Origin of the sequence: Bradyrhizobium pachyrhizi (genome assembly GCF_001189245.1) — a bacterium.
Lineage (GTDB): Bacteria > Pseudomonadota > Alphaproteobacteria > Rhizobiales > Xanthobacteraceae > Bradyrhizobium > Bradyrhizobium pachyrhizi.
Genome location: NZ_LFIQ01000057.1, coordinates 64,778 through 77,012, shown reverse-complemented (window position 1 = coordinate 77,012; position 12,235 = coordinate 64,778). Strand labels below are relative to the sequence as shown.

14 protein-coding genes and 1 riboswitch are annotated in these 12,235 nt (G+C 65.1%); of the genes, 5 read left to right on the top strand and 9 right to left on the bottom strand.

What is annotated here, in order from left to right; all coding sequences use genetic code 11:
* The first annotated feature begins 41 nt into the window (after positions 1 to 41).
* Positions 42 to 452 (top strand): thioesterase family protein, encoded by a 411-nt coding sequence (locus AKL29_RS11140; RefSeq protein WP_050384263.1) that lies wholly within the window; start codon positions 42 to 44, stop codon positions 450 to 452.
* 123 nt (positions 453 to 575) lie between these two features.
* On the opposite strand, the gene proC is transcribed toward AKL29_RS11140, so the two are convergent.
* Both proC and AKL29_RS11130 read right to left on the bottom strand, forming a co-directional pair.
* Positions 576 to 1,454 carry a pyrroline-5-carboxylate reductase gene (gene proC, locus AKL29_RS11135; protein WP_050384191.1) on the bottom strand — a complete coding sequence of 293 codons (879 nt, stop codon included), beginning with the start codon at positions 1,452 to 1,454 and terminating at the stop codon, positions 576 to 578.
* Between the two features lie 130 nt (positions 1,455 to 1,584).
* Positions 1,585 to 2,085 (bottom strand): type III secretion system chaperone family protein, encoded by a 501-nt coding sequence (locus AKL29_RS11130; protein ID WP_028333089.1) that lies wholly within the window; start codon positions 2,083 to 2,085, stop codon positions 1,585 to 1,587.
* Positions 2,086 to 2,526: 441 nt separating this feature from the next.
* A riboswitch (FMN riboswitch) is annotated at positions 2,527 to 2,680 on the top strand.
* A gap of 78 nt (positions 2,681 to 2,758) precedes the next feature.
* Between AKL29_RS11130 and AKL29_RS11125 the strand changes: the two genes are divergently transcribed.
* Together AKL29_RS11125 and AKL29_RS11120 are read left to right on the top strand one after the other, a co-directional pair.
* On the top strand, positions 2,759 to 3,340 hold the full coding sequence (locus tag AKL29_RS11125) for a 6,7-dimethyl-8-ribityllumazine synthase (protein WP_050384190.1): 582 nt from the start codon (positions 2,759 to 2,761) through the stop codon (positions 3,338 to 3,340).
* A 104-nt stretch (positions 3,341 to 3,444) separates the two neighbouring features.
* A complete protein-coding gene (locus AKL29_RS11120) occupies positions 3,445 to 4,251 on the top strand; it encodes an SDR family NAD(P)-dependent oxidoreductase (RefSeq protein WP_050384189.1) in 807 nt (268 codons plus the stop codon).
* Positions 4,252 to 4,409: 158 nt separating this feature from the next.
* Here the strand turns inward: AKL29_RS11120 and AKL29_RS11115 are convergent, their stop codons facing one another.
* The 7 genes from AKL29_RS11115 to AKL29_RS11085 form a co-directional block, all read right to left on the bottom strand.
* The gene (locus AKL29_RS11115) at positions 4,410 to 5,363 is read right to left on the bottom strand and encodes a ribose-phosphate pyrophosphokinase (protein WP_028344316.1); all 954 of its coding nucleotides are present in this window, start codon (positions 5,361 to 5,363) and stop codon (positions 4,410 to 4,412) included.
* Positions 5,364 to 5,542: 179 nt separating this feature from the next.
* Positions 5,543 to 6,163: a hypothetical protein gene (locus AKL29_RS11110; protein ID WP_050384188.1), complete on the bottom strand. Its 621-nt coding sequence runs from the start codon at positions 6,161 to 6,163 to the stop codon at positions 5,543 to 5,545.
* 102 nt (positions 6,164 to 6,265) lie between these two features.
* On the bottom strand, positions 6,266 to 7,198 hold the full coding sequence (locus AKL29_RS11105) for a MerR family transcriptional regulator (protein WP_050384187.1): 933 nt from the start codon (positions 7,196 to 7,198) through the stop codon (positions 6,266 to 6,268).
* Positions 7,199 to 7,334: 136 nt separating this feature from the next.
* On the bottom strand, positions 7,335 to 8,102 hold the full coding sequence (gene pgeF / locus AKL29_RS11100) for a peptidoglycan editing factor PgeF (protein ID WP_028333095.1): 768 nt from the start codon (positions 8,100 to 8,102) through the stop codon (positions 7,335 to 7,337).
* Positions 8,099 to 9,157, bottom strand: a complete 1,059-nt coding sequence (locus AKL29_RS11095) for a class I SAM-dependent methyltransferase (RefSeq protein WP_050384262.1) — start codon at positions 9,155 to 9,157, stop codon at positions 8,099 to 8,101. The genes pgeF and AKL29_RS11095 overlap by 4 nt, the downstream gene beginning before the upstream one ends.
* A gap of 99 nt (positions 9,158 to 9,256) precedes the next feature.
* Positions 9,257 to 10,099: a prolipoprotein diacylglyceryl transferase gene (lgt, locus tag AKL29_RS11090; RefSeq protein ID WP_028333097.1), complete on the bottom strand. Its 843-nt coding sequence runs from the start codon at positions 10,097 to 10,099 to the stop codon at positions 9,257 to 9,259.
* Positions 10,100 to 10,114: 15 nt separating this feature from the next.
* Positions 10,115 to 10,849 carry a dienelactone hydrolase family protein gene (locus AKL29_RS11085; RefSeq protein ID WP_050384186.1) on the bottom strand — a complete coding sequence of 245 codons (735 nt, stop codon included), beginning with the start codon at positions 10,847 to 10,849 and terminating at the stop codon, positions 10,115 to 10,117.
* Positions 10,850 to 11,025: 176 nt separating this feature from the next.
* Here AKL29_RS11085 and AKL29_RS11080 point away from each other — a divergent pair, with 176 nt between their 5' ends.
* Together AKL29_RS11080 and AKL29_RS11075 are read left to right on the top strand one after the other, a co-directional pair.
* Entirely contained in the window at positions 11,026 to 11,286 is a 261-nt protein-coding gene (locus AKL29_RS11080; RefSeq protein WP_050384261.1) for an accessory factor UbiK family protein, read from the top strand.
* A 331-nt stretch (positions 11,287 to 11,617) separates the two neighbouring features.
* On the top strand, positions 11,618 to 12,235 hold a 618-nt coding region (locus AKL29_RS11075; protein ID WP_244481932.1), incomplete at its 3' end, for a 50S ribosomal protein L25/general stress protein Ctc.

Sequence of the window (12,235 nt, the reverse complement as noted above, 5' to 3'; positions counted from 1 at the left end):
GTTCACGCTTCGCGTGCCCCGGAATGACGAGCAAGGCGCCAATGGACGCACGCGACTTCATCAGGATCGGCATGAGCGCCGAGCGCATGCTCGTGGTGCCGCCGGAGCGCACCGTCGGGCATTTCGTGCCCGGCATGCCGATGGTCTATGCGACGCCGATGATGATCCTCGAAATGGAGATAGCGTCGGGCGATGCCATCCGCGCCGCACTGCAGCCCGGCTGGGTCACGGTCGGGACCGAGGTCGATATCCGCCATCTCGCCGCCGCGCTGGTCGGCGCCACCGTGCGGACGACCTCAAAAGTGATCGCGGTCGAGCGCCGCGTGATCCGCTTCGAGGTCGAGGCCTTTGAGGGCACGCGCAAGCTCGGCGAAGGCCGCCACGCCCGCGGTCTGATCAATGTCGAAAGCTTCAACAAGCGCCTGGCCGGGACGTCGGGTTCGGCGCAGTAGGCGGCCTGTGTCGTTGGTCCGGCGAACTCGTCATGCGCGGGCCTGACCCGCGCATCCATCAAGGAAGAAAGCGTCCTTGTTCGATGGATTGCCGGGTCAAGCCCGGCAATGAGTGTGCATGCGCTATTTCGCCAATTCCCTTGAGCGCCTTGTCGCAGCGGCGATCGCGCGGGTCATCAGCGGCTGCATGCCGTCATTCGCCATCAGCACCTCGAGCGCGGCAGCGGTGGTGCCGCCGGGCGAGGTGACGTTCTGCCGCAGGGTTGCCGACGGCAGATCCGAGCGATGCAGCAATTCGCCGGAGCCGGCGACGGTCGCCCGCGCCAGCGTGGTCGCGAGCTGCTCGGGCAGGCCGGCCGCAACGCCGGCGCGGGCCAGCTCCTCGGCGAGCAGGAACACATAGGCCGGACCGGAGCCGGAGACCGCCGTCACCGCGTCCATCAGGCTCTCATCATCGACCCATTCGACGAGCCCGGTCGCTTTCAGCAGCGCATCGGTCATCGCGCGCTGCGCGGCGGTGACGCGCTTCGACGGCACCGCGACCGTGATGCCGCGGCCGATCGCCGCCGGCGTGTTCGGCATCGCGCGCACCACCGCGCCGCCGACAACCTCTTCCAGCGCTGACATGGTCGTGCCGGCCATGATCGAGACGACGAGCGTCGAGGGACCGACGAAGGATTTCAGCGCGGCGCCGGCATCGCGGAACGATTGCGGCTTCACCGCGACGACTAGCGTGTCGACCGTGCCGAGATCCTTGGCTTGCGGATTGAGTCGCACGCCCTTTGCGGCAAGCGCGGAGATTTCCGGCGAGAGATGCGGATCGATCACCGCGACGCGCTCGGGGGCAAGGCCCTGCGCGAGCCAGCCGGTCAGCATGGCGCCGCCCATCTTGCCCGCGCCCGCGAGCGCGATGGTGCCGGAAGTATTCGTCAATGCGCTGCTGGATGTGCTCACAGGTGGCTCCGCAAACTCTGTGTCGTCCCTGCGAAAGCAGGGACCCATAACCACAAGCGGTTCTAGTGAAGCGAGAAGCGAGCCACAAGCAGTTTGCTCAACCACTGGGGCCGCGGAGTATGGGTCCCTGCTTTCGCAGGGACGACGCTGAGGGCGGGGATGGACCGAAACGAAACCCTTACGCCTCGCCCTCGGTGTCGAACATCGCCGCGGCCATCGCCTCGGCGGTCGACTTGCCGGCCCACACCACGAACTGGAACGCCGGGTAGTAGCGCTCGCAGGCGTGGATCGCGTTGACCACCATGGCCTCGCACTGCGCGGTGGAGGCGGTGAGACCGCCGGGCAGCACCAGCGCCTGACGATGCATCACCATGCCGGTGTGGGTCCACAGATCGAAATGGCCGACCCACAATTGTTCGTTGATCGCGGCGACCAGCCGCTGCACCTCGGCGCGGCGCGCCTGCGGCATCTTCATGTCGAAGGCGCAGGCGAGATGCAGCGCCTCGATCTCGCCCATCCAGGTGAACGAGAGCTGATAGTCGATCCAGTCTCCCTTGGAGACGATCGTCACCTCGTCTTCGCCGGAACGCTCGAACGCCCAGTTGTTGTCGGTGGCGATATCTTCGACCACCGCAAGCGGGTTGTTCCGGGAATCGATAATGCTTTCGACGAGGGACATGCCGTCTCGGACCTTGTTCTTATGATCGCTTGATACGCACACGGAAGCCGGCACTTGCGACATACTGCGTCGTGGCCGAGTGCAGTTCCTTGACCGGGCTTCCGGATGCCCCTGGACCTGACGCCGATGAAGTGATGTGATTTGCGGAATCCGCGCAACCGCACGCCGAGTCCGTCCACAGCCAAAGCGCGCATCGTCCACAGCTGATCTCCGCCACATCTGTGATTTTGAGAACAAATCGGAATCTAAGCGTTCGCGTAACGCTTTGTTAACCATTTGCCGGCGCTTCGCCGCGCCTGTGAATCAGCCTCCGGGCGCTCACATCAACCTCGCAGAGCCGCAACGCGCTCATGGGGACATGCCGTTTCCCCATGCCAAAGGCCTTGCCCGGCTGTCGCGCTTTGGTCATATTTCGCCTCAGGTACGTCCATTCCGGGCGTGCCGAGTTCTCAGGGCGGGGTGAAAATCCCCACCGGCGGTAAGGGTGATGAGCCCAAGCCCGCGAGCGCCTTCCTTCGCGAAGCCGGCGGAAGGGTCAGCAGATTCGGTGCAATTCCGAAGCCGACGGTTACAGTCCGGATGAAAGAGAACGGTTGCGGCGGCCAACGCGATTTTCGCGTGGGCTCGTGTCGTTGTCCGTGTGCCCTGATTCTGGTCCTGAAAGAGGAAAGCCATGAATCAGATGTTGCAAGACCAAGACGTTCAAGCTTCTCAAATCCAAACCTCCCAAGCAGAAAGCGCTCCCGATACGCCGGCCGTTCCGCCGACGCCGGAGCATCCGCACTTCGCAAAGCCGCAGCGCGTTGCCTTTGTGCAGTCGTCCTGGCACCGCGAGGTGGTGGAAGAGTGCCGCATCTCCTTCCTGAAGGAGATCGAGGCGAGGCACATCACCAATGTCGACGTGTTCGAGGTGCCGGGCTCGTTCGAGATCCCGCTGCATGCGCAGCTGTTGGCGAAGACCCGCCGCTACACCGCGATCGTCGCGGCCGGGCTCGTTGTCGATGGCGGCATCTACCGCCACGAATTCGTCGCCGACACCGTGATCAAGGCGCTGATGGATGTGCAATTGCGCACCGAGGTGCCGGTGTTCTCGGCGGTGCTGACGCCGCAGCAATTCCACGAGACGGAGGTGCATTACGAGTTCTTCCGCAAGCACTTCGTCATCAAGGGGACCGAGGTTGCGGAAGCCTGCGCCAACACGCTGCTCAGCCTCGAGCGTCTGCGCGGCCAGGTCGCGGCGGGAATCCCGGGCTAGCATCGGCGGAAAAGCGATTCCGGCATGCGTGCCGGGATCGCTCTCGCCTGCGGCGCGTTCGGTTATGCTTGCGGCATAAAACCAAAACGCGCGGGAGGCACCCCATGACCGAACAACATTCCTCCGACTGGCTCGGCCTGTCAGGCCGCGTTGCCGTCGTCACCGGCGGAGGCGGCGGTATCGGCCGCGCCACCGCGGTCAGTTTCGCGCGGTCCGGCGCCAGGGTCGCCGCACTCGATCGCGACGAGCGCTCCCTTGCGGAGACCAAGGCAGAGCTTCGCGAATTCGGCGACGGTCATCTCGTCGCGACCTGCGATACGACCAGCGAGGACAATGTCGCGGCAGCCGCCGATGCCGTCGCGCGCAGGCTCGGCGCTTGCGACATCCTCGTCAACACAGCGGCGGTGCTGCGCCCGGGCGGGCTCGACACGCTGCCGCTCGCGGAATGGAATGCGGTGCTGGCGGTCAATCTCACCGGCTATTTCATCTGCGCCCAGGCGTTCGGCCGCCAGATGCGCAAGGCTGGACGCGGCAGCCTTATCCACGTCGCCTCGATCGCCGCCAGCAATGCGCAGGGGCAGAGCGGCGCCTACAGCGTCAGCAAGGCTGGCGTCGTGATGCTCTCGCAGCAACTCGCAGCCGAATGGGGACCGCATGGCATCCGCAGCAATGTGGTGAGCCCCGGCCTTGTCGTGACGCCGATGAGCCAGGCTTTCTACGACACGCCTGGGGTCACCGAGCGGCGCACCGCCGTGGTGCCGATGCGCCGGATCGGCGCATCGCAGGACATGGCGAACGCGACTCTGTTCCTGGCCAGCGATCGCTCGTCATACGTCAATGGTGAGGAGATCATCGTCGATGGCGGCTATGCGCGGACGCTGATGAGCCACGTGCCACGGCCGGGGTTTTAGCGGGGTGGCTGCAGCATATTCGGTGTCGTCCCGGCCTTGAGCCGGGACCCATAACCACCAATGCGAATTGATTGACAACGCCGGAGCCACAGCCTTCGCAATAACAAGGCCTGTGGGTATGGGTCCCTGCTTTCGCAGGGACGCCAGCAAATATCGATTTAATCGAACAGGCTGGAAACCGACTCTTCCGCCGCGGTGCGGCCGATCGCTTCGGCGATCAGGCCGGCGATCGAGATCTGGCGGATGTTCGGCGCCTTGTTGACGGCTTCGGTCGGCAGGATCGAGTCGGTGATGACCAGTTCCTTCAGCCGCGACGAGGCGATGCGCGCGGCGGCGCCGCCGGACAGCACGCCGTGGGTGATATAGGCCGAGACTTCCTTGGCGCCGTGCGCGATCAGCGCCTCGGCCGCATTCACCAGCGTGCCGCCGGAATCGACGATGTCGTCGACCAGGATGCAGTTATAGCCGGCGACGTCGCCGATCACGTTCATCACCTCGGACTCGCCGGGGCGCTCGCGGCGCTTGTCGACGATCGCAAGCGGCGTGTTGATGCGCTTGGCGAGGCCGCGGGCACGCGCCACGCCGCCGACGTCGGGCGATACCACCATCACCTTGGCGAGGTCGAATTTCTCTTTGATGTCGCGCACCATCAGGGGTGCCGCGAACAGGTTGTCGGTCGGGATGTCGAAGAAGCCCTGGATCTGGCCGGCATGCAGGTCGAGCGTCATGACGCGGTCGACGCCGGCATGCGAGATCAGGTTGGCGACGAGCTTGGCCGAGATCGGCGTACGCGAGCCGGACCTGCGATCCTGCCTGGCGTAGCCGAAATAGGGCACCACCGCGGTGATGCGGCGCGCCGATGAACGGCGCAGCGCGTCGGTGATGATCAACAGTTCCATCAGATTGTCGTTGGCCGGAAACGACGTCGACTGCAGGATGAACATGTCCGAGCCGCGGACGTTCTCCTGGATCTCGACGAAGATCTCCATGTCGGCGAAGCGCCGGACCACGGCCTTGGTCAATTCGATGCCAAGTCCCTTGGCGATGTCCTGCGCCAGCGCAGGATTAGAGTTGCCGGCGACGAGTTTGATTGATCCGTTCTTTGCCGACATCGATGCTTCCCCCCGCGCCTTGCTGGATACGACGTTCAGCATCTCAAGTCCTTACAGAACCGGCGGGTTTTCGGTGCGCGAGGGAATATCAGGCAGGCGCATCCGATGGCAACCCATTAGCCGGCTTTGGCCGCCGTTTTCCTGGGCAAAAAACGCATTTCCCCGGGCGATAACGGGGTTTAGTCGGCGGAATAGCCGAGCGCCACGGTCTCGGGCGCGACGGGGGCCGGGGCACTTGCCACCGTGGGCCCGCGGAGGTCCGGTGCCGGGGCGGTCGCGGGGCTGTCCGCCGCGCCGCCATTGATCATGCCGGACAGGCCGCTGAGGCCGGCCTGGGCGATCTTGCGCAGCACCAGGTCGTCGGCGGCGGCCCAGGCGTCGCGGCCGGCCTTGCCGGCGGGCTCCTCGCCGGAGAGCCGCAGCGCGCGTTGCTGGTTGCTGTCGTAGACGTCCCACACCCACGCGATCATGGTGCGGCCGCGCACCACCTGTGCCGACAGATAGCTGCGCACGCGATAGGCGGCCGCGCCCTGGCGCGACACGATCGACAGGCTGCGCAGCTTGGACTCGCTGTCGAGCACGCCGACCATGCGGTCGAACACCTGGGGAGGAGGGCCATCGATCGATTCGAACGCAACGGTTGCGCCGCTGCTTGCCGGCGTGGCCATGGCATAGGAGTCTGCCACGTTGCCGCCGGCCGCGCAGCCGCCAAGCGCGCACGCGATCGCAAGCCACGAGCATGCGATCGCGGCACGCACGGCTGTCCCAGTTTGAAACTGGCGGTTCGACGCTTCCCTCATTGCGTCCTGCGATATCGTTAAAACGGCTTAACGTCTAGGGCAGGACGGCCACAGCACTTAACCGATCCGGGCGGCGCGCCGCGAGGTTTCGGATTTCCCTGCTCAGTCAGAGAGATGGTGCCGCATGGCTGCAGTGATCCAGGCCCATTCGCGGTTCGGGCTCGCGTCCGGCGATTGCCCGCGCATGATGGCGACGAGCTCCCAATAGCGCGCCGCACGGGCGTCGTGCAGGGCATATTTGCCGCGGATCCAGTTACGGAATTCCAGATCAGGTTTTCGCTTCAGCAATCGCGCCGATGTTTCCAGCCAGTCGCGCGCCAGCGCCTGGCCGGCCTCCGACGTCGGGCCGAGGTCGCGCGCGATGATCTCCCTGGCTCTCGCCAGCACGGTTTGGTTGGCCGCCTGCCAGGCGGCGAGATCCAGCACGTGGTGATTCCAGACGTCCTCCGCGTTGGCGCGGATGTTGGCGACGAGGGAAGGGTCGTTGAGCATCTCCGAAAGCTCGATCCAGGCATCGCACTGCTCCGGCGTCGGCTCGTCCGGCAATTCGGGCACGCTGGTCTCGATCATCTGCCGGATCCATTTCCGGTCGATGTTGATGCCGTCGGACACCTTCTCGAAAAAGCGTTCGACGACGTTGCGGCGCTCGGCGCGGGACAGCTGCGTCATGGTCAGGAATCTCCTCAAATCTGCTTCGGTGAGTTGCGGTGAACGCAACGCAGCCCGCAGGGCCGAGGCGACGCGGCGCTGTGCCGCGATCTCCGCTTCCAGCGTCTCGAGGCGAAGCTGCAGCGCCTCGACCAGCGAGAGTTGCTTGGTCAGGACCTCGCGGATGGCGTCGAGACCGAGGCCCGCATCGCGCAGGCAGCGGATCAGGTCGAGGCGAACCAGTTCGTCGTCGGTGAAGACGCGATAGCCGCTCGCGGTGCGGCCGGCCGGCGGCAGCAACCCCTGGTCCGAATAGAAGCGGAGCTTGCGGACGGAAATTCCGCTGAGCCGCGCCGCCTCGCCGATGCTGTAGGTGCGTTGTGTCATGCGCCGCTTGTCCGGTCTCCAGCAGGTGGAGAGTCAAGACGCTTGTCGCACAAGAATCGCCCGATTTTATTCTGACGCGTTTCCCTCACCGCGAACCGGTATCCACTTCGCGGGAAAACGCTCTGGATGCCCGGCGTCAGCCTTCCAGTGCGATGGCGTGAACGAGCCGGCCGTAATCGGCTTCCTTGCGGTGCACGGAGCGGCGGTAGCTGAAGCAGCGCTCGTCGGAATAGGTGTCTATGCCGAGATCGTCGATCATCAGCACGCCGGCATTTTCCAGCCGCATGCGGATGAAGCCGGCAAGATCGAACATCGCGTGTCCGTCGCGTTCGGCGGGCATGAAGAACATGCCGTTCTCCGCATCGGCCTCGATGAAGCGTTCGACGAATTCGTTGCCGACCTCGTAGGACTCCTTGCGGATCAGCGGGCCGATGGCGGCGACGATGCCGCCGCGCTCCGCACCGAGCTTCTCCATCGCGTCGATGGTCGATTCCAGCACGCCGGTCAGCGCGCCCTTCCAGCCGGCATGCGCCGCGCCGATCACGCGCGCATTGGGATCGACGAACAGGATCGGGCCGCAGTCGGCCGTCGTGACCGATATCGCAAGGCCTTCGGTGCGGGTGACGAGCGCGTCCGCCTTCGGGCGCGCGCCGCCATTCCATGGACCGGTCACGGCCACGACGTCAGGCGAGTGAATCTGGTGCACGCTGACGAGGTGATCGAGCGGCACGCCGAGCTGCGCCGCCATCCGCCGCCGGTTCTCCGCGACCTTGGCCGGATCGTCGCGCGAGCCGAGCCCGCCATTGAGGGCGGCATAGATGCCCTCCGACACGCCGCCTTCACGCGAGAAGAAGGCATGGCGCAGGCCCGGAATGGCCGACAGCAGCGGTGATCCCAATGTCATTGTTCGGTCTCGTCAGGCTGATCGCTCAATCCGGCGATCGAGGTGAGGCGTGGGTCGGAGATGGCCATGACCTTGAACATCGAGCCCATCCCGCCGCGTCCGGAATCGGTCAGCCGCTTCAGCGCACCGGCAACGTCGGCGGAGACCTCGGGGCTTGCTTTCGCCATCAGCCCGGCCGCACGGGCCTCGACGCCGAGACGCTTGAGGAAGTCGCCCTGCGTCACCGGTCCGTGGACGAGCGCGCCGACATCCTCGGCGGCCCGCGCCATGGCCTGGAAATCGACATGTGCGGTCACATCGGCCTGTCCCGGGTTCTTCAGCGGGTCGGCGAAGCTGTGGCGTGCGATCGCCTGGAAAGTGTCGCCGGCGTCGCTGCGCAGATGGCCGTAATCGATGATCAGCGCGGCGCCGTCCTGGTCGCGCAGCCGCGTAGCGAGCTTCATGATCTCGTTGTCGGGCCGCCATTCGAACACCGCGCCGAGCGGCGCGGCGCGCACCAGCGGCGGCAGCAGCACCTCGAAATGCGGCACAGGCTCGGGCGCGGGAGCGAAATACAGATTGCCATTGGCATCCATCCCGACCGTCCGCTCGTGCCAGCCGGTCTCGCGCCGGACCATCTGGTGGATCGGCAGCACGTCGAAATATTCGTTGGCGAGGATCACCGCCGGTCCCTCGGGCACGTCGTCGATGCTGTCGTGCCAGGTGACGTTGCGCACGCCCGCCAGCGTGGCGTACTGCTTCTCGCGCAGCACCGGGTTGACCTCGACGAGGTGGATGCTGAGCGACTGGTAGAGCGGCGGCAGCACGCGTAGCGCACGCAGCGCGTCGGACATCATGGTGCCGCGGCCCGGGCCGAGCTCGATCAGGCGAAGCGTCGCCGGCGAGCCGATCGCGCGCCAGATCGAGGCGCTCCACAGCCCGAGCAGCTCGCCGAACATCTGGCTGACCTCGGGCGCCGTGGTGAAATCGCCCTCGCGGCCGAGCGGATCGCGCGACAAATAGTAGCCGTACCGCGGATGCATCAGGCACAATTCCATGTAGCGCCAGACCGGCATCGGCCCGGACAGCTTGATCAGCTTCCTGATCTCATCCAGCAGCGGGGAGGGTTCGTTCACGGCCTTCCTTGGATTGCACTTGCTTTGGATTGAACTTGTTCAGGTTGAACTCGGCGCCGGGCCGTTCGCCCGGCGGCGAACGGCGGCCGTGATGATGATAACGCCCACAATGATCATTGGCACCGACAGCAGCATGCCCATGGTTAGTCCGCCCCACAGGAATCCGAGTTGCGGGTCGGGCTCCCTGAAGTGCTCGCCGATGATTCGGGCAACGCCGTAGATCGTGATGAAGCTGCCGAGGATCAGGCCGGGACGCTTCAGCGCGCCCATCCGGATCATGATCGCCAGCGCTGCAAACAGCACGATGCCCTCGAGCCCGGCCTCGTAGAGCTGGCTCGGATGCCGCGGCAGCGGCCCGCCATTGGGGAAGATCATGGCCCAGGGCAGGTCCGGATCGGCGTGACGGCCCCACAATTCGCTGTTGATGAAATTGGCGAGCCGGCCGAGGAACAGCCCGATCGGCGCGACCGCGGTGGTGATGTCGCCGAGCGACAGGATCGGGATGTTGTTGCGGCGGGCAAACAGCATCACCGCTGCGACGCAGCCGAGGAAGCCGCCGTGGAACGACATGCCGCCCTTCCACAATTCCAGGATTTCACCCGGATGCGCGATGAAGAAGGGCAAATTGTAGAACAGCACGTAGCCGGTGCGGCCGCCGACGATGATGCCGATGGTGACCCAGAGGATGAAATCGTCGAGCTGCGGCAGCGTGATCGGCGCCGGGCCGCCCCACAGCCGCTCCTTCTTGATCAGCGAGCGGGCGTAGATCCAGCCCAGCACGATGCCGACGATATAGGCCAGCGCATACCAGCGGATCACGATCGGCCCGAGCGAGAGCGCTACGGGATTGAACACCGGAAAGTCGATCAGCAGGAACGGCATCGTTCGTCTTGAGACTCAGCTCACGAGGTTGCGCCGGTAAAGCGCGAGTAGCCGCTCCCAATGGCGTTCGGCGGCGTCGCGGTCATAGACCGGACGCTTGGGGAACGCAAAGCCGTGATGTGTGCCGGGATAGATCTCGACCTCGTTGTTCGATCCCTTCATGCCGGCCTTCACCTGCTCGATGATGTCCTGGGGCGCGTAGATATCGGTCTCGGCGCAGGCGAAATAGAGTTCGGCCTTTGTCTTTTGCGCGGCAAGATGCGGACTGTCGGGCTGGTCGGTCGCCAGATGCGTGCCGTAGACCGAGGCGGCGGCCTTGACGCGATCGCCGAAATGCGTCGCCGCGTTCACCGCATAGCGGCCGCTCATGCAATAGCCGACGGTGCCGATGATCGTGGTGTTGGCCGCCTTCTGCGTCTCGGCATAGGCGAGCAGGCCTTTGGTGTCCTCCATGACCAGCGGAATGTTGAGCGAGTGCATCAGCTCGAACATGCGCTTGCGTTCGGGCGATTCCGGATCGGGATTGATCGGGCCGAGCTCCATCACGCCGGCGCGGTAATACATGTTGGGCAGCATCACATAATAACCTGACGTGCCGAGCCGGCGCGCCATGTCGCGCAACTCCTCGCGGATCGCCGGCGCGTCCATGTAGAAGATGACGACGGGGAAGGGGCCGCCGCGCTCGGGATGGGTGATGAAGGTGGTGGTCTTGCCGTCCTTGGTCGGGATCTCGACGGTCTGGTCGATCATGGCGTTTCTGCTCGCGTTATGTGTGCGATTTCTGTTGTGAGTTCATACGATTGCAAGGAAACCGGAGCATGACAAGGCAAGCCTCGGGAGGCCTGCCATTCGCGGCGGACTTGAACCGGATGGCTGAGATCGCCATTGTCTTTGGCGCGAGGCAGGAACGCGGAGAGTTTTGCGAGATGACCCAGACCAGCAACCGGTTTTTCGATGAGATCGGCCGTCTGATGAACGATGCCGCCGGCGCCGCCCAAGGCGTCAAGCGCGAGGTCGACACGGTCATGCGCAACCAGGCGGAACGGATCCTGCGCGACCTCGACGTGGTCAAGCGCGAGGAATTCGACGCGGTCAAGGACATGGCCCGCCTGGCGCGCGAGGAGAACGAGGCGCTGAAGGCGAGGATCGCGGCGCTGGAAGCCAAGCTCGGCGGTACGGCCGGCTGATCTTCCACCCTCCCTGGAGGGGGAGGGCCGGCTCATATGGAGCGCAGCGAAATGTGAGCCGGGGTGGGGTGAAGGTCCGTCCACCTGAACGGTGCCCGTGTTGAGAGATCACCCCACCCCGACCCGCATTCCGCTTCGCTGCATGCGGTCCGACCCTCCCCCTCCAGGGGAGGGTGAAGCAAGAAAATTTCCTTCATTTCCTTGTCATTTCGGCCCTTTGGGGCTAAAAGCCCGCCACGTCCGCGGCCCCCGCACCCCTGGAGGCTTGCTGTGGACCTGAGCATGGGCCGCGCTGCGGCCTTTAACTTTTTAAATACAAGGACTTAACGTTATGGCGACCGTCAAGGAATTGAAGGCGACCGTGCGTCCGAAGAGCGGCAAGGGGGCCGCCCGGGCAGAGCGTCGCGCCGGGAGAGTTCCCGGAGTGATCTACGGAGACAACCAGCCCCCGGTGACCATCTCGGTCGACGATCGTGAACTGCGCCAGCGCATCCTGGCGGGCCGGTTCCTCACCACGCTGTTCGACATCGATCTCGAGGGCAAGAAGCATCGCGTGATTCCGCGCGACTACCACCTCGACCCGGTGAAGGACTTCCCGCTCCATGTCGACTTCATGCGGCTTGGCGAAGGCGCCACCATCCGCGTCAGCGTGCCGCTGCACATCGTGAACGGCGAAACCTCGCCTGGCGTCAAGCGCGGCGGCACCGTGAACATCGTCACCCACACCCTCGAGCTCGAATGCGCGGTCGACAACATCCCGCAATATATCGAAGCCGACGTGGGCAGCCTCGAGATCAGCTATTCGCTGCATCTCTCCGACGTCAAGTTGCCGAAGGGCGTGAAGTCGCTGACCCGCGAGGACGCGACCCTGGTCACCATCGTGCCGCCGTCCGGCTACGCCGAAGAGCAGAAGGCCGCGGCTGCGGCTGCTGCCGGTGGCGCTGCTCCG

Excerpts from the sequence above, each read along its gene's own strand:
- pgeF (WP_028333095.1), bottom strand. The coding sequence starts at position 8,102 with ATGACATTGGGATCACCGCTGCTGTCGGCCATTCCGGGCCTGCGCCAT.
- AKL29_RS11140 (WP_050384263.1), top strand. The coding sequence starts at position 42 with ATGGACGCACGCGACTTCATCAGGATCGGCATGAGCGCCGAGCGCATG.
- AKL29_RS11115 (WP_028344316.1), bottom strand. The coding sequence starts at position 5,363 with ATGTCGGCAAAGAACGGATCAATCAAACTCGTCGCCGGCAACTCTAAT.
- proC (WP_050384191.1), bottom strand. The coding sequence starts at position 1,454 with ATGGGTCCCTGCTTTCGCAGGGACGACACAGAGTTTGCGGAGCCACCT.
- AKL29_RS11110 (WP_050384188.1), bottom strand. The coding sequence starts at position 6,163 with ATGAGGGAAGCGTCGAACCGCCAGTTTCAAACTGGGACAGCCGTGCGT.
- lgt (WP_028333097.1), bottom strand. The coding sequence starts at position 10,099 with ATGCCGTTCCTGCTGATCGACTTTCCGGTGTTCAATCCCGTAGCGCTC.
- AKL29_RS11105 (WP_050384187.1), bottom strand. The coding sequence starts at position 7,198 with ATGACACAACGCACCTACAGCATCGGCGAGGCGGCGCGGCTCAGCGGA.
- AKL29_RS11130 (WP_028333089.1), bottom strand. The coding sequence starts at position 2,085 with ATGTCCCTCGTCGAAAGCATTATCGATTCCCGGAACAACCCGCTTGCG.
- AKL29_RS11080 (WP_050384261.1), top strand. The coding sequence starts at position 11,026 with ATGACCCAGACCAGCAACCGGTTTTTCGATGAGATCGGCCGTCTGATG.
- AKL29_RS11125 (WP_050384190.1), top strand. The coding sequence starts at position 2,759 with ATGAATCAGATGTTGCAAGACCAAGACGTTCAAGCTTCTCAAATCCAA.
- AKL29_RS11085 (WP_050384186.1), bottom strand. The coding sequence starts at position 10,849 with ATGATCGACCAGACCGTCGAGATCCCGACCAAGGACGGCAAGACCACC.
- AKL29_RS11095 (WP_050384262.1), bottom strand. The coding sequence starts at position 9,157 with ATGCCGGTCTGGCGCTACATGGAATTGTGCCTGATGCATCCGCGGTAC.
- AKL29_RS11120 (WP_050384189.1), top strand. The coding sequence starts at position 3,445 with ATGACCGAACAACATTCCTCCGACTGGCTCGGCCTGTCAGGCCGCGTT.